Here is a 21,154-nt window from a genome sequence, read left to right as displayed (position 1 = left end):
CAAGCACAATTCGATCATGGCTCGTTTCTTCATCGATCGCCCCGTGTTCGCGTGGGTGATCTCTTTATTCATCATGCTGGGCGGCATCTTCGCGATCCGCGCGTTGCCCGTCGCGCAGTATCCGGACATCGCGCCGCCCGTCGTCAGCCTCTACGCGACGTATCCGGGCGCGTCCGCGCAGGTCGTCGAGGAATCGGTCACGGCCGTGATCGAGCGCGAGATGAACGGCGTGCCCGGCCTGCTGTATACGTCGGCGACGAGCAGCGCCGGCCAGGCGTCGCTGTCGCTCACGTTCAAGCAGGGCGTGAGCGCCGATCTCGCGGCCGTCGACGTGCAGAACCGCCTGAAGACCGTCGAGGCGCGGCTGCCCGAGCCCGTGCGGCGCGACGGCATCTCGATCGAGAAGGCGGCCGACAACGCGCAGATCATCGTGTCGCTCACGTCGGAGGACGGGCGGCTGTCGGGCGTGGAGCTCGGCGAATACGCGTCGGCGAACGTGCTGCAGGCGCTGCGGCGCGTCGAGGGCGTCGGCAAGGTGCAGTTCTGGGGCGCCGAGTATGCGATGCGGATCTGGCCGGACCCCGTCAAGATGGCGGCGCTCGGCCTGACGGCGTCCGACATCGCGTCGGCCGTGCGCGCGCACAACGCGCGCGTGACGATCGGCGACGTCGGCCGCAGCGCGGTGCCCGACAGCGCGCCGATCGCGGCGACCGTGCTCGCGGACGCGCCGCTCACGACGCCCGACGCGTTCGGCGCGATCGCGCTGCGCTCGCGCGCCGACGGCTCGACGCTCTTTTTGCGCGACGTCGCGAGAATCGAATTCGGCGGCAACGACTACAACTACCCGTCGCTCGTGAACGGCAAGACGGCGACCGGCATGGGCATCAAGCTCGCGCCCGGCTCCAACGCGGTCGCGACCGAGAAGCGCGTGCGCGCGACGATGGACGAGCTCGCGAAGTTCTTCCCACCGGGCGTGAAATACCAGATTCCGTACGAGACGGCGTCGTTCGTGCGCGTATCGATGAGCAAGGTCGTGACGACGCTCGTCGAGGCGGGCGTGCTCGTGTTCGCGGTGATGTTCCTCTTCATGCAGAACTTCCGCGCGACGCTGATTCCGACGCTCGTCGTGCCCGTGGCTCTCCTCGGCACGTTCGGCGCGATGCTCGCCGCGGGCTTCTCGATCAACGTGCTGACGATGTTCGGGATGGTGCTCGCGATCGGCATCCTCGTCGACGATGCGATCGTCGTCGTCGAGAACGTCGAGCGGCTGATGGTCGAGGAGAAGCTGCCGCCGTACGAGGCCACCGTGAAGGCGATGAAGCAGATCAGCGGCGCGATCGTCGGGATCACCGTCGTGCTCACGTCGGTGTTCGTGCCGATGGCGTTCTTCGGCGGCGCGGTCGGCAACATCTACCGGCAGTTCGCGTTCGCGCTCGCGGTGTCGATCGGCTTCTCGGCGTTCCTCGCACTGTCGCTCACGCCGGCGCTCTGCGCGACGCTGCTCAGGCCCGTCGCCGACGACCATCACGAGAAGGACGGCTTCTTCGGCTGGTTCAACCGCTTCGTCGCGCGCTCGACGCAGCGCTACACGCGGCGCGTCGGGCGGGTGCTCGCGCGCCCGCTGCGCTGGCTCGCCGTCTACGGCGCGCTGACGGCCGCCGCCGCGCTGCTGATCACGAAGCTGCCGGCCGCGTTCCTGCCCGACGAGGATCAGGGCAACTTCATGGTGATGGTGATCCGCCCGCAGGGCACGCCGCTCGCCGAGACGATGCAGAGCGTGCGGCGCGTGGAGGAATACGTGCGCACGCATTCGCCGAGCGCGTACACGTTCGCGCTCGGCGGCTACAACCTGTACGGCGAGGGGCCGAACGGGGGGATGATCTTCGTCACGATGAAGGACTGGAAGGCGCGCAAGCAGGCGCAGGATCAGGTGCAGGCGATCATCGCGGGGATCAACGCGCGTTTCGCGGGCACGCCGAACACGATGGTGTTCGCAATCAACATGCCGGCGCTGCCCGACCTCGGCTTGACGGGCGGCTTCGACTTCCGGCTGCAGGACCGCGGCGGGCTCGGCTACGGCGCGTTCGTCGCCGCGCGCGAGAAGCTGCTCGCCGACGGGCGCAAGGACCCCGTCCTCACCGATCTGATGTTCGCCGGCACGCAGGACGCGCCGCAACTGAAGCTCGACATCGATCGCGCGAAGGCGTCGGCGCTCGGCGTGCCGATGGAGGAGATCAACGCGACGCTCGCGGTGATGTTCGGCTCCGACTACATCGGCGATTTCATGCACGGCTCGCAGGTGCGCCGCGTGATCGTGCAGGCGGACGGGCTGCACCGGCTCGATCCGGGCGACGTGACGAAGCTGCGGGTGCGCAACGCGAAGGGCGAGATGGTGCCGCTCTCCGCGTTCGCGACGCTGCACTGGACGATGGGCCCGCCGCAGTTGACGCGCTACAACGGCTTCCCGTCGTTCACGATCAACGGCGCGGCGTCGGCCGGGCACAGCAGCGGCGAGGCGATGGCCGCGATCGAGCGGATCGCGTCTGCGCTGCCCGCGGGCATCGGCTACGCGTGGTCGGGCCAGTCGTACGAGGAGCGGCTCTCGGGCGCGCAGGCGCCGATGCTGTTCGCGCTGTCGGTGCTCGTCGTGTTTCTCGCGCTCGCGGCGCTGTACGAGAGCTGGTCGATTCCGTTCGCGGTGATGCTCGTCGTGCCGCTCGGCGTGATCGGCGCGGTGGCGGGCGTCACGCTGCGCGGGATGCCGAACGACATCTATTTCAAGGTGGGACTGATCGCGACGATCGGGCTGTCCGCGAAGAACGCGATCCTGATCGTCGAGGTCGCGAAGGATCTGGTCGCGCAGGGCATGTCGCTCGCCGATGCGGCGCTCGAGGCGGCGCGCCTGCGGCTGCGGCCGATCGTGATGACGTCGCTCGCGTTCGGCGTCGGCGTGCTGCCGCTCGCGTTCGCGACGGGCGCCGCGTCCGGCGCGCAGATCGCGATCGGCACGGGCGTGCTTGGCGGCGTGATCAGCGCGACGCTGTTCGCGATCTTCCTCGTCCCGCTCTTTTTCGTGTGCGTCGGCCGCGTGTTCGACGTCGTTCCGCGCCGCCGCGGCGGCGCGCACGCGGCACTGGAGATCAAGTGAAAGCGATGATGAAACCCCTGGCCCGGCGGCGCGGGCCGCGCGCATGGCCGGTCGCGCTCGCGGCGGCGCTCGTCGCGGGCTGCACGCTCGCGCCGCGCTACGAGCGGCCGGCCGCGCCCGTGCCGGTGAGCTATCCGTTGGCGGCGAGCGCGCCGCACGGAGCGAGCGCCGTGCGCCCGGCGGCGGTGGACGGCGGCTCGCGCGATGCCGCGAACGCGTCCGGCGGCGCGCACCAGGTGCGCGAGGCGTCCGAGGCGCACGACGTGCGCCTCGACGACTGGCGTGCGTACTTCACCGATCCGGCGCTGCGCGCGCTGATCGACGCGGCGCTCATGAACAATCGCGACCTGCGGATCGCGACGCTGCGCATCCAGGAAGCGCGCGGCCTTTACGGCGTCGCGCGCGCGGACCGGCTGCCGTCGATCGACGGCAGTCTCGGCTACGAGCGCACGCGGCTTTACGACCCGGTGCTGCGCGAGAGCGCGACGAGCTCGCTCTATCGCGCGAGCGTCGGCTTGAGCGCGTTCGAGATCGACCTGTTCGGCCGCGTGAAGAGCCTGTCGGACGCGGCGCTCGCCGAATACTTCGCGACCGCCGAAGCGCAGCGCGCGGCGCGCCTCAGCCTGATTGCCGAAGTCGCGTCCGCGTATGTGACCGAGCGCGCGCTCGTCGATCAAGTGAAGCTCGCGGAACGCACGCTCGCCGCGCGCGACGCGACTTACGCGCTCACGCAGCGCCGTTACGCGGCCGGCACGAGCACGGCGATCGAGCTGCGCACGGCCGAGATGCTCGTCGCGGCCGCGCGCGCGTCGAAGGCGGCGCTCGAGCGCGAGCACACGCAGGCCGCGAGCGCGCTGAAGCTGCTCGCGGGCGACTTCTCGGCGGCGCTGCCCGCCGATGCGCCCGCGCTCGACGAGCTCGCGGTCGCGCGGGTGTCGCCGGGGCTGTCGTCGGATCTGCTGGAGCAGCGGCCGGACATCCGGCAGGCCGAGCAGCGGCTCGTCGCGGCGAACGCGAACATCGGCGCCGCGCGCGCGGCATTCTTCCCGCGCATCGCGCTCACGACCGACGTCGGCGCGGTCAGCGACGCATTCTCGGGGCTCTTCTCGGCCGGCTCGAGCGTGTGGACGTTCGCGCCGCGGCTCACGCTGCCGATTTTCGCGGGCGGGCGCAATCGCGCGAATCTCGAGCTTGCCGACGCGCGCAAGCATATCGCGGTCGCCGAATACGAGAAGACGATTCAGACGGCGTTCCGCGAAGTCGCCGACGCGCTCGTCGCGCGCGATCAGATCGACGCGCAGCTCGCCGCGCAGCAGGCGGTCTACGGCGCGGACGCCGAGCGGCTGCGGCTCGCGGAGCGGCGCTACGGCAGCGGCGTCGCGAGCTATCTCGAACTGCTCGACGCGCAGCGCAGCACGTTCGAGTCCGGGCAGGAGCTGATTCGCCTGAAGCAGTTGCGGCTCACGAATGCGATCGCGCTGTATCGCGCGCTCGGCGGCGGCTGGTCGCGCGCCGCGTGCGGCGGCGAAGACGCGTGTGCGTGAACGCGTCGACGCGCGTGTTCATCGACGGCGATCGCCTGCCGGTCGTCCTGGTTCGCATGAAATGACGAAGCGGTCAGCCGGCGCCGCCGGATCGCGCGGACGGCCGCGCGTCATGCCTTCGCGTCGGCGTGCTCGGGCTGGCGGCGCCAGAACGTCCGGTATTCGTCGCACGTATCGATGAGGCGCCGGTGCGGGCCCGCCGCGACGAGCCGGCCTCCGGACAGGAACAGCACCTGGTCGGCCGCCTCGACGTTCGCGATCCGGTGGGTGATCAGCACGAGCGTCGTCCGCTTGCCGAGGCGCTCGCGCAGCATCGCGATGCCGAGCGTGTCGCTGTGCGGGTCGAGCCCCGACGTCGTTTCGTCGAGGACGATCGCGGGAACGTCGACGCCCATCAGCCGGACGAGCTCGACCTTCTGCACCTGGCCGCCCGACAGGCGCGCGCCGCCTTCGCCGACGTCGCCGTCGAGATCGACGCGCCGGCCGTCCTTGTGGAACGCGAGGCGCTCGAGCAGCCGGGTCGCGTCGACGTCGGTGAGCGTCGACGGGTGGTAGCGGACGTTTTCCCGCAGCGAGCGGTTCAGGAGCGCGACGTCCTGCGGGACGTACAGCGCGAAGCGGCGGCGCGCGTCGTCGCCGACGCTGTACAGGTCGACGCCGTCATACGCGACGGCGCCGTCGTCGGGCGGCAGCAGCCCGGCGACGATCTTCGCGAGCGTGGACTTGCCCGAGCCGTTGTGCCCGACGATCGCCGTGTAGCTGCCCGCCGGCAGATCGAACGACATCGGCTCGATCGAGAAGCGCCCCGCCCGGGCAAACGCGAGCCGGCGCACCGCGATGTGCGCGGCCGAGCCGCCCGGGTGCGCAAGCGCGCGCGCGCCGTCGCCGCCGTCGCCGCCCGCGCGCGGCGCGATCGCGAGCGCTTCGCGCACGTTCGCGAGCGCTGCGCCCGCCTGGCGAAGCACGAATCCGTACGCGCCGAGCGGCAGCGCGAACTGCAGCACGTACGTCTGCAGCAGCATGAAATCGCCGAGCGTGATCCGGTGGGCGGCGATGTCGCGCACGCACAGCACGAACATCGCCGCCATGCCGAGCGCGATGATGCCGTACTGACAGGCGGCCGCGCGCGTGAGCAGCCACGACCGGCGCCAGTCGACATCGAGGCGCGCGACGGCGCGCGTCGCGACGTAGTCGATTTCCTGCGGCACCGCGCCGTTGTAGACGACGCGCGGCGCATTCGCCAGCACGTCGCCGAGCGCGGCCGACAGCGCGCCCGCCGCCTCGTTCGTCGCCGCCGCGCTGTTCTCGTACTGCTCGGCCGACAAGTGAGAAAACACGAAGTAGGCGGCCAGCACGGCAAACAGGATCGCCGCGTACCGGAGCGGCACGAGCAGCGCGATCAGCACGATCGCGACGACGAGCTGGATCGCCACGGGCGCGATCTTCCACAGCACGCCTTCGATGATCACCTGCAGGCTGTACGGCAGGCGCTCGAGAAGGCCCTGCACGTAGCCGCTGTCGCACGACGCGCGGCTCGCGAGCGCCGGCAGTTGCGCATGCAGCGCGCGGCGCAGCAGCGTATTCGACGTGGCGTGGACGATCTTGCCGGTGTACGCGAGCAGCGCGACCGACGAGACCGCGGACGCGGACCAGAGCACGGCGAACAGCACGACATCGACGGAAGCCTTCGCCGCGTCGAACTGCGCGCGCGACATCTCGTCGACCGCGAGCTTCAGCGCAACCGGGCCGAGCAGCATGAAGGCCGATGTCAGCGCCTCGATCAGCACGCCGGCGACGATCAGCTTTCTCGCCTTCGTTTCCTTGTCGACCATCAGGCGGACGACGTCCGCCAACGAGCGTAGCGCAGCAAGCTTCATGTCGATTCGCGATCGGGCCGGCAAGCCGGCGTTTCGAATGGGGAGGGCCCGGTTCCGGCGCGCGGTGGGACCGGATGCGGCCGCACGCGCGCCGTCGGGAGGGCGGCGAGACGGTTCGTCAGCATACCGCGGCGCGCCGGTTCGTCACGAAATTCTGCCAGGACGCGCAAAAAATCTCCACGCATCCGACGAGCGCGAGACTGATCGCGGCCGCGTTCTGTCCGACGCGCACCGCCTTGAGCGCGCGCTCGAGCTCGGCTTCGTCGAGCTTGCCGCTTCGCATCAGCACGCCGTCGCGGATCAGCTCGCGGAATGCGTCGTAGTGCGACACGATGCCCTTCACGAAGCCGATGCCGAACGATCCCTTGGTCCTGCGCCACAGCACGTCGACGGGGGTGTGCGCCGACGCGATCTCGCGCAGCACGATCCGGTCGTTGCGGTGATCGAAGCTGTCGTAGCTGCGCAGGCCGAACGTCGCCTCGACGACCGGTTGCGCGAGATACGGATTGAGCCGGCGCGTGTACGCGGCGTCGGTGACGGGCGTCATGATCGACACGAACCGGTCGAGCACCGAGATCGACTCGTCGAGCGGCGCGCGCCGGCGCGGGATCTCGGCCGCCGCGCGCGGCGCGTGCGACGCGAACAGCCCGGACAGCGCCCGCTCCGACGCCGACGTGTCCTGTCCGAACAGCCGCCTTCTCAGCGCGATCTTCGCCGCCATCAGCAGGATGCGCGGAATCGAATCGTTGTGAAGCACCGCGAGCTTTTCCGCCGTGCGCAGCGCGAACGACCATCCCTTGGCGCGAAGCGCGTCGAGCACCGCGTTCGCGTCGGGCACCGCCTTGAACAGCAGATCGCCGCCCTGGCCCTCGAGCAGCACCGACGACGGACCGATCGCGTTCGACACCGCCCGGTCGATGCCGAGAAACAGCATGTCCTGGCTCAGCGCGGCGGGCGGAGTCTGCACGATCCGCTCGGAGAACGGCAAATGGCGATCGATGTCGATGCAGATGAGCGCCGCGCCGATCGAATCGGCGACGCGCGTCGCCATGTCCCGCTCGTAGCAGTCGGGCGACGACGTGGAGAACAGATGGACGGCGGCGAGCGGCGCGTTCGCGCCGAGTGCCTTGCGCAGGAAGATCGCGCCTGCGGACGAATCGACGCCGCCCGACAGCGCGGCGCACACGCTCGGGTGGCTGCGCGCGATGCTCGAATAGACGTCGTCGAGCGCCGCCGCGCACGATGCGCGGATGTCGTCCGCGGCCGGCGCGCGCGGCAGCCACGCGCGCTCGATCGCGCATCGTCCGTCGGCGTCGACGACAAGCGCGCATCCGGGCGGCACGACGCGGATCGACGCGAACGGCGTTTCGTCGAGCGGACCGAACTGCGTGCACGCGAATTCGATCAGGTAATCGAGGTTCCAGTCGATCGGCCCGCGATCGAGCAGGTTCGCCGCCTGCGGATCGACGTCGACGCGCCCGTGCTCGCCCGTCCGGTAATAGAGCCGGACCGAATGCAGCGGATCGGGCATGAACAGGCGGCGGCCGGTCGCCGCCTCGTCGAGCACGAGAAGGTACGCGCCCCAGACGGAGCGTGTGACGGCGTCGCGCGCGTCCGGCAACGTGCGCGCGCGCGCGAGCGAGCGCACGAGGCTCGAGTGCGCGTCGCGCAGGTACGCGCGGCCGGGGCCGTCGGCTTCGAGCAGCGTCACGCCGATCGGCCGGTCGGGGCCGGCCGCGCAGGACAGCCATTCGCGATACCCGTGCGCGTTCGTCCAAGCGCGCCGTTCAAGCCGCCAGCCCGAACGGGGCGGCGCGTTCGTCATGTCGAGGCGTCCGATAGATTTCGCCATAGCTCTTTTTCAGCTCCGGTTCGTCGCCGCACACGCGCCCGTCGACCTCGACCCATGCATGGGCGACGAACGGCATCGGCCTCACGCCGATCACCAGTTGAGCGGGCACGTTCTCCCGTCTCAGGTGTGTGGCGAGCGCGAACGACATTTGCAGGCACGTGATGCGAATGGGCGACCAGATCGACGCGCGCAGATAGCGCTCGATCGTGCGAGACGGGGCGTCGCCGGCACGCGCGCCTTGCCCGGCGCGTGCATCGAGCCGATCGAGCAACGAGAGCGCGTGAAAGCCGCGGATCTTGAGCGACACCGCGCTTCGCACGATGCGCCAGAACGGCAGCCACTCGAAGCCGGACGCGCTTCGCTCGCCGAGCGTGCGGCTTCCCCAGACGCCCGAATCGAACGTGTCGAACGCCCACCCGCGGTAATCGGCAATGCGGCCCGGGGCGGACGCCGGCGATTCGGCGGCGACGATCCGGTCGGATATCAACGGCTTCAATGCATGCGGCGCATCGATCGGCTTGAAATCCAGATAATGGTCGGCAAAAGCCTTCGCGCATGCCTCGTCATAAAGAAAATAACGCGACCGTTGCATATCGAGCGCGACGATCGCCTGATCGAATACTGCAATATGGCAATGGTTGGCTGGTGTCATGACTATTTATTCTGGTGGGGCAAAATGCCCCACCAGCTTCATGAAGCGCTACTCAGTCGGGCACGAGGCGCGACTTAATTGAACCCGAAACGCGAAATCACGCGGGCATCCGGGGTTTGGAAACCCGGGGTGCCGTGCGTCGAGGAAACCGCGTCCAGGCTGACGCCGTTGGAGCCGTGGATCGTCGAACGAAGCAGCTTCGCCAAAAGTCGAACCATTTTAATCTCCTAAAAAATATCGAGTGAGCCAACCGCCTTTCATGATAGTAAGGTAGCCGGCGTTAGGTTTATAGCATCGTCCGGAAAGAAATTCAATCGGAATATTCTTTTCTCGCCGTGGGTAATTTTATATCCCGGCATTACGGAATTTATCTTGAATGAACGATTTATCTTTATCGAAAAAGTGAAATCGTGATTTGTCGGCTTGAATCATGAATTTGGAAGCGGAATAAATCCCGCATTGCCCGCATCGGGTTCCGCGGATCGCGCCGCCGGATGCGCGCAGGACCTGCTGCTTCGCACCAAATTTGACGCATCCGGCCTCCGCATTCGTCCGGATTCAAAAAAATACCAGCCCGGTGTCTGATTTTTAGTGGCCGGCCGGATGGCCGGCGACTATCGTTCGCACTACACAAAACGAACGGCGGAGCGCGTTGTCGAGCGCCCCGCCGCATCGAAGGAGCGGCGCGCGCGCCGTGGTCTGGAGAACAGGAGGAGCGTGTGCAGCCCGATCTCGAAGTCGTCGACGTGCGCCGTGGCGAGTCGTTCAAGGCGTGGTCGCATGGCTACCCGTACCGCACCGTGCGGTGGCACTTCCATCCGGAGTTCGAAGTGCATCTGATCGTCGAGACGACGGGCCAGATGTTCGTCGGCGATTACGTCGGCGGCTTCGGCCCCGGCAACCTCGTGTTGATGGGACCGAACCTGCCGCACAACTGGGTGAGCGACGTGCCGGAAGGCAAGACGATCGCCGAGCGCAATCTCGTCGTGCAGTTCGACCAGGCGTTCGTGTCGCGCTGCGCGGACAGCTTCACCGAATGGCGGCACATCGAGGGGCTTCTCGCCGACGCGCGCCGCGGCGTGCAGTTCGGCGCGCGCACGAGCGAGGCGATCCGGCCGCTCTTCGCCGAGCTGATCCACGCACGCGGGCTGCGCCGCATCGTGCTGTTCCTGTCGATGCTGCAGATCCTCGTCGACGCGACCGACCGCGAGCTGCTCGCGAGCCCCGCGTATGAAGCCGATGCGTCGACCTTCGCGTCGACCCGCATCAACCACGTGCTTGCGTACATCGGCAAGAACCTCGCGAACGAATTGCGCGAGACCGATCTCGCGCGGCTCGCCGGGCAGAGCGTGAGCGCGTTCTCGCATTACTTCCGCCGGCACACCGGCTTGCCGTTCGTCCAGTACGTGAACCGGATGCGGATCAATCTCGCGTGCCAGTTGCTGATGGACGGCGACGCGAGCATCACCGACATCTGCTTCAGGAGCGGCTTCAACAATCTGTCGAACTTCAATCGCCAGTTCCTCGCGGTGAAGGGCATGTCGCCGTCGCGCTTTCGCCGCTATCAGGCGCTGAACGACGCGAGCCGCGATGCGTCGGAGGCGGCCGCGAAGCGCGGCGCGGGCATCGCCGGCGCGCCGGCGATCGTGCCCGCCGCGCAGGCGCGCGGCAAGGTTCGGCCGCCCCCCGAAATCCTGCTGTCCGGCTGAAGCCGGCCCGCGTTCCCGAGCAACCCAGCCCAAAACGCGTCGCCCCGCGCGCCGCTCTCGCGGCGCGCGGGGCGCGCTCATACCTAGAAAACGGAGACAACCATGATGGACACCGCTTTGTCGACGCCGGCTTCCGGCAACCGGGCCGCCCGCGCGCTGCGCGCCGCGGCGCTTTCGATCGCGCTCGGCGCCGCAGGCATCGCGCATGCGGCGCCGCTGAAGATCGGCATGACGTTCCAGGAGCTGAACAACCCGTACTTCGTGACGATGCAAAAGGCGCTCAACGAAGCGGCCGCGTCGATCGGCGCGCAGGTGATCGTCACCGACGCGCATCACGACGTCAGCAAGCAGGTGAGCGACGTCGAGGACATGCTGCAGAAGAAGATCGACATCCTGCTCGTGAATCCGACCGATTCGACGGGCATCCAGTCGGCCGTGGTGTCGGCGAAGAAGGCGGGCGCGGTCGTCGTCGCGGTGGACGCGAACGCGAACGGCCCGGTCGATGCGTTCGTCGGCTCGAAGAATTTCGACGCGGGCGCGATGTCGTGCGACTACCTCGCGAAGGCGATCGGCGGCAGCGGCGAAGTCGCGATCCTCGACGGCATTGCCGTCGTGCCGATTCTCGAGCGCGTGCGCGGCTGCCGCGCGGCGCTCGCGAAATTCCCGAACGTGAAGATCGTCGACGTGCAGAACGGCAAGCAGGAGCGCGCGAGCGCGCTCACCGTCACAGAGAACATGATCCAGGCGCATCCGTTGCTCAAGGGCGTCTTCAGCGTCAACGACGGCGGCTCGATGGGCGCGCTGTCCGCGATCGAGGCGTCGGGCAAGGACATCCGGCTCACGAGCGTCGACGGCGCGCCGGAGGCGATCGCCGCGATGCAGAAGCCGAACTCGAAGTTCATCGAAACGTCCGCGCAGTTCCCGCGCGACCAGATTCGCCTCGCGATCGGCATCGGGCTCGCGAAGAAGTGGGGCGCCAATGTGCCGAAGGCGATTCCGGTCGACGTGAAGCTGATCGACAAGAACAACGCGAAGACCTTCAGTTGGTGAGCCGGCGCGGCCACGAGGCCGACGGCATGAACGAGGCGGGCGACGCGCGCCGGGCCGCGATGGAGGCGGTGGCGGGCGCGGCGCGCGCGAGCGAGGAAGCAATGGACACGATACTGGCGCTCACCGGCATCACGAAGCGGTTTCCGGGCGTCGTCGCGCTGCAAGGGATCGATCTGCGCGTCGCGCGCGGCGAGATTCACGCGCTGCTCGGCGAGAACGGCGCGGGCAAGTCGACGCTGATGAAGATTCTCTGCGGCATCCATCAGCCCGACGAAGGCACGATCACGATCGACGGCGAGCCGCGGCGCTTCGCGAACTATCACGAAGCGATCGCGGCGGGCGTCGGCATCGTGTTTCAGGAGTTCAGCCTGATTCCGGACCTGAACGCGGTCGACAACCTGTTCCTCGGCCGCGAGTGGCGCGGCCGGCTCGGGCTGCGCGAGCGCGCGCGGATGCGCCGCGCCGCGGCGGACATCTTCGCGCGGCTTCGCGTGGCGATCGATCTGGCGGCGCCGGTGCGCGAGCTGTCGGTCGCGCAGCAGCAGTTCGTCGAGATCGGCAAGGCGCTGTCGCTCGACGCGCGGGTCCTGATCCTCGACGAGCCGACCGCGACGCTCACGCCCGCCGAGGCCGCGCACCTGTTCGGCGTGATGCGCGAGTTGAAGCGCCAGGGCGTCGCGATGATCTTCATCTCGCACCATCTCGACGAGATCTTCGAGGTGTGCGACCGGATCACCGTGCTGCGCGACGGGCAGTACGTCGGCGCGACCGACGTCGCGCGCACCGACGTCGGCGCGCTCGTCGAGATGATGGTGGGCCGGCGCATCGAGAACAGCTTTCCGCCGAAGCCGCGTCTCGCGCCCGATGCCGCGCCCGTGCTCGAAGTGGACGCGCTGCAGGTGCGCGAGAACGGGCCCGTGAACCGCTTCACGCTGCGCGAAGGCGAGATTCTCGGCTTCGCGGGCCTCGTCGGCTCCGGGCGCACGTCGAGCGCGCTCGCGCTGATCGGCGCGAAGCCCGCGCGCGTGCGGCGCATGCGCGTGCGCGGCCGCGCGGTGCGCTTCGCCGACCCCGCCGACGCGCTCGCCGCGGGCATCGGCCTCCTGCCGGAGAGCCGCAAGACGGAAGGGCTCATCACCGGGTTCTCGATCCGGCACAACGTCGCGATCAACAATCTCGGCAAGCACCGCAGCCTGCGCTGGCTCGTCGACGCGGCGGCCGAGACGCACACGACGCTCGAGCTGATGCGGCGGCTCGGCGTGAAGGCGCCGACGCCGCAGACGCGCGTCGACACGCTGTCGGGCGGCAACCAGCAGAAGGTCGTCATCGCGCGCTGGCTCAATCACCACACGCGGATCCTGATCTTCGACGAGCCGACGCGCGGCATCGACATCGGCGCGAAGGCGGAGATCTACCAATTGATGCGCGAGCTGACCGCGCGCGGCTATTCGATCGTGCTGATCTCGAGCGAGCTGCCGGAGATCGTCGGCATGTGCGACCGCGTCGCGGTGTTCCGGCAGGGGCGCATTGAGGCGGTGCTCGACGGCGACGCGATCGAGCCGAACACGGTGATGACTTATGCGACTTCAGACGTACGCGGAGCGAATCATGAACATGCATGACCGGACGGCGACGCCGTCGTCTTCCTCTCCCGCGCCCGCCGCCGCTGGCGCGCCGTTGCCCGTCGGCGCGCGCGCGCGGCACGCGTTCGCCGCGCTCAGGCGCACGACGACGTTCTATCCGCTCGTCGGGCTCGTCGCCGTGTGCGTTGCGATGATGTTCGCGAGCGACAGCTTCCTGAGCGCGGCGAACCTCGAGAACGTGCTGCGGCAGGTATCGATCAACGCGATCATCGGCGTCGGGATGACCTGCGTGATCCTGACGGGCGGCATCGACCTGTCGGTCGGCTCGGTGATGGCGCTGTCCGGCACGCTGACGGCGGGGCTTCTCGTCGCGGGCGCGAACGGCGCGGCGGCGCTTGCCGCGGGCGTCGGCGTCGGGGTCGCGCTCGGCGCGGCGAACGGCCTGTTCGTCGCGTTCGCCGGGATGCCGCCCATCATCGTCACGCTCGCGACGATGGGCATCGCGCGCGGCCTCGCGCTCATCTATACGGGCGGCTATCCGATCGACGGGCTGCCCGACTGGATCCGCTTCTTCGGCAGCGGCAAGGTGCTCGGCGTGCAGATGCCCGTGCTGACGATGCTCGCGGTCTACGCGCTCGCCTGGCTGATGCTCGAGCGCATGCCGTTCGGCCGCTACGTGTACGCGATCGGCGGCAACGAGCACGCGACGCGGCTCTCGGGCGTGCGCGTCTCGCGCGTGAAGCTCGCCGTCTACACGTTCGCGGGGCTCACGTCGGCGCTCGCCGCGATCGTGCTGACGGGCCGCCTGATGAGCGGGCAGCCGAACGCGGGCGTCGGCTTCGAGCTCGACGCGATCGCCGCCGTCGTGATGGGCGGCACGTCGATCGCGGGCGGCCGCGGCTCGATCGTCGGCACGCTCGTCGGCGCGCTGCTGCTCGGCGTGCTGAACAACGGCCTGAACATGATCGGCGTGAATCCCTACGTGCAGAACGTGATCAAGGGGGCAATCATCCTGCTCGCGATCTACATCGGCCGCGAGCGGCGCAAGTGAGCTGCGCGGCGCATGCGACGCCGATATGCGCGGCGTGTGTCGCGTGCGTCGGGCACTTCGGGCACATCGTGCCTATCGCGCACGCCGCGCACGGCGTCGCGGCGAGCGGCCGCACGGCCGGCATTCCACTTCTTCGAACCCAGCCAGGCAAACCGAAACCATGACGAATCGAAACGACGAAACGCAGCAGATGACGGCAGTCGTCTGCCACGCCCCCGAGGACTACCGCGTCGAGCGCGTCGCGAAGCCGCGCGCGAACGCGCGCGAGCTCGTGATCCGCATCGGCGCGTGCGGGATCTGCGCGAGCGACTGCAAGTGCCATTCCGGCGCGAAGATGTTCTGGGGGGGGCCGAGCCCGTGGGTCAAGGCGCCCGTGATTCCCGGCCACGAGTTCTTCGGCCATGTCGAGGAGCTGGGCGAGGGCGCGGCCGAGCACTTCGGCGTCGCGCTCGGCGATCGCGTGATCGCCGAGCAGATCGTGCCGTGCGGCAAGTGCCGCTACTGCAGGTCGGGCCAGTACTGGATGTGCGAGGTGCACAACATCTTCGGCTTTCAGCGCGAGGTCGCCGACGGCGGGATGGCCGAGTACATGCGCATTCCGCCCACCGCGATCGTCCACCGGATTCCGCTCGGCATCTCGCTCGAGGACGCGGCGATCATCGAGCCGCTCGCGTGCGCGATCCACACGGTCAATCGCGGCGACATCCAGCTCGACGACGTCGTCGTGATCGCGGGCGCGGGGCCGCTCGGCCTGATGATGACGCAGGTCGCGAAGCTGAAGACGCCGAAGCGGCTCGTCGTGATCGATCTCGTCGAGGAACGGCTCGCGCTCGCGCGCGAGTACGGCGCCGACGTGACGATCGACCCGACGCGCGAGGACGCGCCCGCGATCGTCCGGGCGCTGACGGGGGGCTACGGCTGCGACGTCTACATCGAGACGACCGGCGCGCCGGCGGGCGTCACGCAGGGGATGGACCTGATCCGCAAGCTCGGCCGCTTCGTCGAGTTCTCGGTGTTCGGCAAGGACACGACGCTCGACTGGTCGATCATCGGCGACCGCAAGGAGCTCGACGTGCGCGGCGCGCATCTCGGCCCGTATTGCTATCCAGTCGCGATCGATCTGCTCGCGCGCGGGCTCGTCACGTCGAAAGGCATCGTCACGCACGGCTTCTCGCTCGAGGAGTGGGACGAGGCGATCCAGGTCGCGAACTCGCTCGACTCGATCAAGGTGCTGATGAAGCCGCGCGGCTGACCGCGCGCCGCTCACCGAATCGCGGAGGCGACATGGAATGCGTGATTGGTGTCGACATCGGCACCCAGAGCACGAAGGCGGTTCTCGCCGGCATCGACGGCGCGATCGTCGCGCAGCACGCGGTGGCGTACCGGCCGGACACGCCAAAGCCGCTGTGGGCCGAGCAGTGGCCGCACGTGTGGTTCGACGCGGTGCGCGAATGCATCGCGCGCGTCGCGGCCGACGCGCGCGCGGCCGGCATCGGCGCGGCGTCGATCGGGGCGCTGTGCGTGAGCAGCCTGTACGGCGGCTCGGGGATTCCGGTCGATCGCGAGATGCGGCCGCTGCATCCGTGCCTCATCTGGATGGACCGGCGCGCGACCGACGAAGTCGACTGGGTGCGCGCGCACGTCGACGTCGCGCGGCTTCGCGCGATCACGGGCAACGGCGTCGACAGCTACTACGGCTACACGAAGATGCTGTGGCTGCGCGAGAAGCGCCCCGACGTGTGGGCGAACATCCGCTATTTCGTGCCGCCGAACGCGTATGTCGCGTATCGGCTGACGGGCGAGCTCGCGGTCGATCACAGCGCGGCGGGCAACATCGGCGGCGTCTACGATCTGAGCCGCCGCGACTGGTCCGACGAAGCGCTCGACATGCTCGGCATCCCGGCGACGATGATGCCCGAGCGGCTCGTCGATTCGGATGCGGTGGTGGGCGGGCTCCTCCCGCAATGGGCGGACGCGCTCGGCCTTGCGGCGGGCACGCCTGTCGTCGCGGGCGGCGTGGACGCGGCCGTCGCGACGTTCGCGGCGGGCGCGGCGCGCCGCGGCCAGCACGTCGCGATGATCGGCACGAGCATGTGCTGGGGCTACATCGCGGAGACGACCGACGCGCGGCACGGGCTCGTCAGCATGCCGCACGTGTTCGACGGCCGGCGCGACCTGTACGTGTTCGGCGGCGCGCTCACGGCGGGCGCGTCGGTAACGTGGTTCCGCGAGCAGTTCTGCCACGCGGAGCTCGAGGCCGCGCGCGCGAGCCCGGGCGGCGACGCGCACCGCCTGCTCGAAGCCGCCGCCGCGCAGGTGAGCGCGGGCAGCGACGGCGTGCTGTTCCTGCCGTACCTGATGGGCGAGCGCAGCCCCGTGTGGGACCCGAAGGCGAGCGGCGCGTTCGTCGGCCTGTCGCTGTATCACACGCGCGCGCATCTGTATCGCGCGGTGCTCGAAGGGCTCGCGTACGCGCTCAGGCACAACATCGCGGCGGGCGCGGCCGGCGCGCGCGCGCTCGACGACCGGCTCGTCGTGGTCGGCGGCGCCGCGCATTCGGATCTGTGGATGCAGAGCATCGCCGACATCACCGGCTACCCGGTGTGGACGATCGCCGAGGATGTCGAGGCGGCGATGGGCGCGGCGCTGCTCGCCGCGCTCGGCGCGGGGCTTGTGTCGCGCGAGGCCGCGCGGCGCGGCTGGGTCACGCTCGCCGAGCGCGCGCGCCCCGACGCGCGGCACGCGGCGCTGCACGACGCGCGCTTTGCGCTGTACGCCGGGCTCTATCCGGCGCTCCAACCCTTCATGCACGGATTGCAGACATCATGAGCGTCGCTTTCGATTTCAACGGCCGGTCGTTCCTCGTGACGGGCGCCTCGAGCGGGATCGGTCGCGCCACGGCCGTCGCGCTGCGCGGCTGCGGCGCGCGCGTCGTCGCGGCCGCGCGCAACGTGCGCGAGCTCGCGCGGCTTGCCGGCGAGACGGGCTGCGAGCCGCTCGAACTCGACGTCGGCGACGACGCATCGGTGAGCGCGGCGTTCTCCGGCGAGCGGATGCGCGGCGCGTTCGACGGGCTCGTCAACTGCGCGGGCGTGACGAGCCTCGCCGCGGCGACCGACACGACGGCCGCCGAGTTCGACCGCGTGATGGCCGTCAACGCGCGCGGCGCGATGCTGGTCGCGCGGCACGTCGCGCGCGCGATGATCGGCGCGGGGCGGGGCGGCAGCATCGTCAACGTGTCGAGCCAGGCGGCGCTCGTCGCGCTGCCGTCGCATCTCGCGTATTGCGCGTCGAAGGCCGCGCTCGACGCGATGACGCGCGTGCAGTGCGTCGAGCTCGGGCCGCACGGGATCCGCGTGAACAGCGTCAATCCGACCGTCACGCTCACGCCGATGGCCGAGCGCGCGTGGAGCGACCCGCAGGCGAGCGGGCCGATGCTCGCGGCGATTCCGCTCGGGCGCTTCGCGCGCGTCGCGGATGTCGTCGCGCCGATCCTGTTCCTGTTGAGCGACGCGGCCGCGATGGTGAGCGGCGTCGCGCTGCCCGTCGACGGCGGCTACACCGCGCGATAGCGCGCACGCGGTTCGCGGGCGTCGCGCTCGGGCCTCGGGCGCGCTCACGGCACGCCGTGGCCGCACCGGAGATCGCGAGCCGGCGATCGCGCTCGCCGCCCGCCCGCTCGCCCGCTCGCTCGCGTCACGCCCGCAAGAGGCGCGCGAGCGCGGCGCGGGGCACCGTGAGCGGCGGCGGCCCGAGCGTCACGTCGGGCGCGGCGATCGCCATCGACGTCTGCGCGAACGCGACGACATCGAAGCCTTGCGCATACGCGGCGTCGGCCGCCCGCGCGAGCCGCGCGCGATAGCCGGCCGCGTCGCCCGCATGGAATCGCGCCCACGCATCCGGAACGATCCGCACCTCCAGACGCGCGCCCGTCGCGCGCGCTTCCTCTTCGAACAACGCGCGGGTCGGCCGCTCGCTGCTCGGCGCCGCGCACAGCACGGCGATCCGCGCGCCGGCGTGCGCGCACGCACGGGCGAGCGCCGCGTCCGCGCGCACGACCGGCTTCGGTGGCGCGGCGAGCGCGTCGACGCTCGGCCCGAGCGTCGAGCACGTGAGGATCACCGCGTCGGCATCGCGCGCGAGCGCGACGAGCGCCGCGCGGGTTTGCTCGACGATCGGCTCGGGCAGCGCGAAAGCGGTGGCGCCGGCGGCCGCGGCCGCGCGCTCGGCGGCGGCGAGCAGGTCGGCACGCACGCCGTGCGCGAGCGAACCGGGGGCGAAACCGAGCGCGGCGGCGGCCTGTTCGAAGAGCGGCACGTTGCTGTCGGCGGTGTGCAGGCAGGCGATGACGGGCATCGGTCGAATGGCGATCAAAAGGTATTCAAAAAGGGCATTCGAAGGTCGCCGGAGCGGGGCGAACGCGGGATCGTACCGCCATCGTTGCGCCCCCGGCAACGATGGGCGAACGGGGGGTGAACGAAGCGCCGCCGAAGTGCCGCAAAACGGCAAATCCCGCGAGATGATTTGGGTATCAATAAATCATATTGAGAACGATTCGCGTTTACGTTAAATTGCCTGCCATTGGGCAAACATCTGGAGAATGCATGGCGGAAGCGCTCGCCCGGCCGGCGCCGGCAAAACCGTTACCGATCCTCGATCCGAACGCGGCGTTTGCGCCCGGCCCGCGCGCGCCGTCGCGCGCCGCGGCGCGCACGTCCGCGCACGGCGTGCTCGTCGACGTGCTGGTCGCGAACCGGCCGATGCTCGTCAAGCTCGCGCGCGGCTTCGTCGGCTGCGCGAGCCGCGCCGAGGACGTCGTGCACGACGTGTTCGTCAAGCTCGTCGATTTCCCGAACCAGGACGCGATCCGGCAGCCCGTCGCGTACGTGACGCGGATGGTCCGCAACGCGTCGATCGACGCGTGCCGCCGCCAGACGCTCGAGAACGCCTATCACGCGGACGAGGACGACGGCCTCGACGTGCCGTCGAACGAGCTGTCACCGGAAGCGGCGCTCGCCGTGCGCGACACGCTGCGCCATGTGTACGACGCGCTCGCGCAACTGCCCGCGCGCAGCCGCGCCGCGTTCGAGATGGTGCGGCTGCGCGAGGAGACGCTGCAGAGCGCCGCGCGCGCGCTGAACGTGTCGCAGACGCTCGTGCATTTCATGGTCCGCGACGCCGAGCGGCACTGCGCCGCGTGCGTCGACGCGTCCGAGCGCGGGCTCGCGTGCCCGGCGTTTTGCGGCGGCCGCGCGCGGCCGGTAAAAAAATGCGTGCGCGATTCGTCTATCGAGTAGACGCCCACGCGGCGCGCCCGGCGCGCCGTCCCTCGAACCTTTCCAGCGAGCTTTCACGATCATGACGCAAGCCCAGCAACCCGCGAGCGCGCCCGCCGAGGCCGACGACGTCGTCTACGCGGTCGTCGTCAACGACGAAGAGCAGTACTCGATCTGGCCGACGTTCCGCGCGCTGCCGGCCGGCTGGCGCGAAGCCGGCGTGCGCGGCCCGAAGGCCGACTGCCTCGCGCACATCGAGGCCGTGTGGACCGACATGCGCCCCGCGAGCCTGCGCCGCCATCTGGACGCGGCGAACGCGTCGTGATCAGGCGCGCGCCCCGTTCGCATCGTTCGTATCGCCAGAGCAAGAGGATTTCCGGATGACCCAGCTTTCGATGCCGGCCGCGGCGGCCCGCCCGACGCTCGGCGATCTGCGCGTCGAGCCCGGCCTGCCGACCGTCGTGTCGCCGCGCGCGGGCGCGGACATCGCGCTCCACGACGCCGCGCCGCTGTTGCGCGAGATCGCGAACGACGTCCTCGAGCGTGCGGGCGGCGTACTTTTCACCGGCTTTCGCGTCGCGTCGATCGAGACGTTCCAGCGCTTCGCCGCCGATTTCGGCGATCCGCTGATCGGCTACGAGTTCGCGTCGACGCCGCGCAGCCAGGTCGAGGGCGCCGTCTACACGTCGACCGAATACCCGCCGCACCGCTCGATCCCGCTGCACAACGAGCAGTCGTACACGCGCGAATGGCCGCTGCGGATCTGGTTCCACTGCGCGCTCGCCGCGCGCACGGGCGGCGCGACGCCGATTGCCGACAGCCGCGCCGTTTATCGCGCGCTCGATCCGGCGCTCGTCGCGCGCTTCGCCGAGCGCGAGCTGCTGTACGTGCGCAATTTCGGGCAGGGGCTCGATCTGCCGTGGCAGCAGGCGTTCGGCGCCGACGATCCGCGCGAAGTGGAGCGCATCTGCGCGGCGCGCGGGATCGACTGCGAATGGCGCGAGAGCGATGACGGCGAGCCGCTCTTGCGCACGCGCGAGCGCTGCCAGGCGGTGGCGCGCCATCCGCGCACGGGCGAGCTCGTATGGTTCAACCAGGCGAACCTCTTTCACCTGTCGGCGCTCGACGAGGACATGCAGGAGGCGCTCATCGACGCGGTCGGCATCGAGAACGTGCCGCGCAACGTTTATTACGGCGACGGCGCGCCGCTCGAGCCGGACGCGCTCGCCGAGATCCGCGCGGTGCTCGACGGCCAGCGGATCGTGTTCCCGTGGCGGACGGGCGACGTGCTGATGCTCGACAACATGCTGAGCGCGCACGCGCGCGATCCGTTCGAGGGGCCGCGCAAGGTGGTGGTGGCGATGGCGCGAAGCCACCGCGAAAGGAACGGCGCTTAGCGGATTAGGCGGATG

The 21,154-nt window shown here is 69.8% G+C and carries 17 protein-coding genes; 12 read left to right on the top strand and 5 right to left on the bottom strand.

Going from position 1 to position 21,154, the window contains the following annotated elements; genetic code table 11:
* Positions 1-16 precede the first annotated feature (16 nt).
* Positions 17-3,148 carry a multidrug efflux RND transporter permease subunit gene (locus WT16_RS09205; protein WP_063533194.1) on the top strand — a complete coding sequence of 1,044 codons (3,132 nt, stop codon included), beginning with the start codon at positions 17-19 and terminating at the stop codon, positions 3,146-3,148.
* A 5-nt stretch (positions 3,149-3,153) separates the two neighbouring features.
* Complete coding sequence (locus WT16_RS09200) at positions 3,154-4,692, top strand: efflux transporter outer membrane subunit (RefSeq protein WP_063533823.1); 1,539 nt, start codon at positions 3,154-3,156, stop codon at positions 4,690-4,692.
* Positions 4,693-4,802: 110 nt separating this feature from the next.
* Here the strand turns inward: WT16_RS09200 and WT16_RS09195 are convergent, their stop codons facing one another.
* From WT16_RS09195 to capA, 4 genes are all read right to left on the bottom strand, one after another.
* Positions 4,803-6,569: an ABC transporter ATP-binding protein gene (locus tag WT16_RS09195; protein WP_063533193.1), complete on the bottom strand. Its 1,767-nt coding sequence runs from the start codon at positions 6,567-6,569 to the stop codon at positions 4,803-4,805.
* A 118-nt stretch (positions 6,570-6,687) separates the two neighbouring features.
* Positions 6,688-8,421 carry a lasso peptide isopeptide bond-forming cyclase gene (locus WT16_RS09190; protein WP_156521424.1) on the bottom strand — a complete coding sequence of 578 codons (1,734 nt, stop codon included), beginning with the start codon at positions 8,419-8,421 and terminating at the stop codon, positions 6,688-6,690.
* On the bottom strand, positions 8,357-9,073 hold the full coding sequence (locus tag WT16_RS09185) for a lasso peptide biosynthesis B2 protein (protein ID WP_063533192.1): 717 nt from the start codon (positions 9,071-9,073) through the stop codon (positions 8,357-8,359). Before WT16_RS09185 ends, WT16_RS09190 begins: the two co-directional genes overlap by 65 nt.
* A gap of 74 nt (positions 9,074-9,147) precedes the next feature.
* Complete coding sequence (capA, locus tag WT16_RS33600) at positions 9,148-9,291, bottom strand: capistruin family lasso peptide (protein ID WP_009905508.1); 144 nt, start codon at positions 9,289-9,291, stop codon at positions 9,148-9,150.
* A 501-nt stretch (positions 9,292-9,792) separates the two neighbouring features.
* Here capA and WT16_RS09180 point away from each other — a divergent pair.
* From WT16_RS09180 to WT16_RS09150, 7 genes are all read left to right on the top strand, one after another.
* Positions 9,793-10,782: an AraC family transcriptional regulator gene (locus WT16_RS09180; RefSeq protein WP_063533191.1), complete on the top strand. Its 990-nt coding sequence runs from the start codon at positions 9,793-9,795 to the stop codon at positions 10,780-10,782.
* A 102-nt stretch (positions 10,783-10,884) separates the two neighbouring features.
* Positions 10,885-11,832, top strand: coding sequence for a substrate-binding domain-containing protein (locus WT16_RS09175; RefSeq protein WP_015602202.1), 948 nt, complete (start codon positions 10,885-10,887; stop codon positions 11,830-11,832).
* Positions 11,833-11,891: 59 nt separating this feature from the next.
* Complete coding sequence (locus tag WT16_RS09170) at positions 11,892-13,454, top strand: sugar ABC transporter ATP-binding protein (protein ID WP_231892075.1); 1,563 nt, start codon at positions 11,892-11,894, stop codon at positions 13,452-13,454.
* Entirely contained in the window at positions 13,447-14,466 is a 1,020-nt protein-coding gene (locus WT16_RS09165) for an ABC transporter permease (protein ID WP_063533189.1), read from the top strand. The genes WT16_RS09170 and WT16_RS09165 overlap by 8 nt, the downstream gene beginning before the upstream one ends.
* A gap of 160 nt (positions 14,467-14,626) precedes the next feature.
* Positions 14,627-15,718: an alcohol dehydrogenase catalytic domain-containing protein gene (locus WT16_RS09160; RefSeq protein ID WP_063533188.1), complete on the top strand. Its 1,092-nt coding sequence runs from the start codon at positions 14,627-14,629 to the stop codon at positions 15,716-15,718.
* Between the two features lie 32 nt (positions 15,719-15,750).
* Positions 15,751-17,295 (top strand): FGGY-family carbohydrate kinase, encoded by a 1,545-nt coding sequence (locus WT16_RS09155; protein WP_059934277.1) that lies wholly within the window; start codon positions 15,751-15,753, stop codon positions 17,293-17,295.
* A complete protein-coding gene (locus WT16_RS09150) occupies positions 17,292-18,038 on the top strand; it encodes an SDR family oxidoreductase (RefSeq protein ID WP_006026671.1) in 747 nt (248 codons plus the stop codon). Before WT16_RS09155 ends, WT16_RS09150 begins: the two co-directional genes overlap by 4 nt.
* A 124-nt stretch (positions 18,039-18,162) precedes the next feature.
* On the opposite strand, the gene WT16_RS09145 is transcribed toward WT16_RS09150, so the two are convergent.
* Positions 18,163-18,822: an aspartate/glutamate racemase family protein gene (locus WT16_RS09145; RefSeq protein WP_063533187.1), complete on the bottom strand. Its 660-nt coding sequence runs from the start codon at positions 18,820-18,822 to the stop codon at positions 18,163-18,165.
* 248 nt (positions 18,823-19,070) lie between these two features.
* On the opposite strand from WT16_RS09145, the gene WT16_RS09140 reads away from it, so the two are divergent.
* The 3 genes from WT16_RS09140 (at position 19,071) to WT16_RS09130 (ending at position 21,139) form a co-directional block, all read left to right on the top strand.
* Positions 19,071-19,763 (top strand): RNA polymerase factor sigma-70, encoded by a 693-nt coding sequence (locus WT16_RS09140; RefSeq protein ID WP_063533186.1) that lies wholly within the window; start codon positions 19,071-19,073, stop codon positions 19,761-19,763.
* A 61-nt stretch (positions 19,764-19,824) separates the two neighbouring features.
* A complete protein-coding gene (locus tag WT16_RS09135; protein ID WP_006026674.1) occupies positions 19,825-20,067 on the top strand; it encodes an MbtH family NRPS accessory protein in 243 nt (80 codons plus the stop codon).
* A gap of 55 nt (positions 20,068-20,122) precedes the next feature.
* Positions 20,123-21,139, top strand: coding sequence for a TauD/TfdA family dioxygenase (locus WT16_RS09130; RefSeq protein ID WP_063533185.1), 1,017 nt, complete (start codon positions 20,123-20,125; stop codon positions 21,137-21,139).
* The last annotated feature ends 15 nt before the right edge of the window (positions 21,140-21,154 follow it).

This window comes from Burkholderia sp. MSMB1589WGS (assembly GCF_001636105.1).
In the GTDB taxonomy this organism is placed as follows: Bacteria; Pseudomonadota; Gammaproteobacteria; order Burkholderiales; family Burkholderiaceae; genus Burkholderia; species Burkholderia humptydooensis.
The sequence above is the reverse complement of the archived record's forward strand: the minus strand, read 5'-3'. Positions and strand labels throughout refer to the sequence as shown.

Excerpts from the sequence above, each read along its gene's own strand:
- WT16_RS09205 (WP_063533194.1), top strand. The coding sequence starts at position 17 with ATGGCTCGTTTCTTCATCGATCGCCCCGTGTTCGCGTGGGTGATCTCT.
- WT16_RS09200 (WP_063533823.1), top strand. The coding sequence starts at position 3,154 with ATGATGAAACCCCTGGCCCGGCGGCGCGGGCCGCGCGCATGGCCGGTC.
- WT16_RS09195 (WP_063533193.1), bottom strand. The coding sequence starts at position 6,569 with ATGAAGCTTGCTGCGCTACGCTCGTTGGCGGACGTCGTCCGCCTGATG.
- WT16_RS09190 (WP_156521424.1), bottom strand. The coding sequence starts at position 8,421 with ATGGCGAAATCTATCGGACGCCTCGACATGACGAACGCGCCGCCCCGT.
- WT16_RS09185 (WP_063533192.1), bottom strand. The coding sequence starts at position 9,073 with ATGACACCAGCCAACCATTGCCATATTGCAGTATTCGATCAGGCGATC.
- capA (WP_009905508.1), bottom strand. The coding sequence starts at position 9,291 with ATGGTTCGACTTTTGGCGAAGCTGCTTCGTTCGACGATCCACGGCTCC.
- WT16_RS09175 (WP_015602202.1), top strand. The coding sequence starts at position 10,885 with ATGATGGACACCGCTTTGTCGACGCCGGCTTCCGGCAACCGGGCCGCC.
- WT16_RS09170 (WP_231892075.1), top strand. The coding sequence starts at position 11,892 with ATGGAGGCGGTGGCGGGCGCGGCGCGCGCGAGCGAGGAAGCAATGGAC.
- WT16_RS09165 (WP_063533189.1), top strand. The coding sequence starts at position 13,447 with ATGCATGACCGGACGGCGACGCCGTCGTCTTCCTCTCCCGCGCCCGCC.
- WT16_RS09160 (WP_063533188.1), top strand. The coding sequence starts at position 14,627 with ATGACGAATCGAAACGACGAAACGCAGCAGATGACGGCAGTCGTCTGC.
- WT16_RS09155 (WP_059934277.1), top strand. The coding sequence starts at position 15,751 with ATGGAATGCGTGATTGGTGTCGACATCGGCACCCAGAGCACGAAGGCG.
- WT16_RS09150 (WP_006026671.1), top strand. The coding sequence starts at position 17,292 with ATGAGCGTCGCTTTCGATTTCAACGGCCGGTCGTTCCTCGTGACGGGC.
- WT16_RS09145 (WP_063533187.1), bottom strand. The coding sequence starts at position 18,822 with ATGCCCGTCATCGCCTGCCTGCACACCGCCGACAGCAACGTGCCGCTC.
- WT16_RS09140 (WP_063533186.1), top strand. The coding sequence starts at position 19,071 with ATGGCGGAAGCGCTCGCCCGGCCGGCGCCGGCAAAACCGTTACCGATC.
- WT16_RS09135 (WP_006026674.1), top strand. The coding sequence starts at position 19,825 with ATGACGCAAGCCCAGCAACCCGCGAGCGCGCCCGCCGAGGCCGACGAC.
- WT16_RS09130 (WP_063533185.1), top strand. The coding sequence starts at position 20,123 with ATGACCCAGCTTTCGATGCCGGCCGCGGCGGCCCGCCCGACGCTCGGC.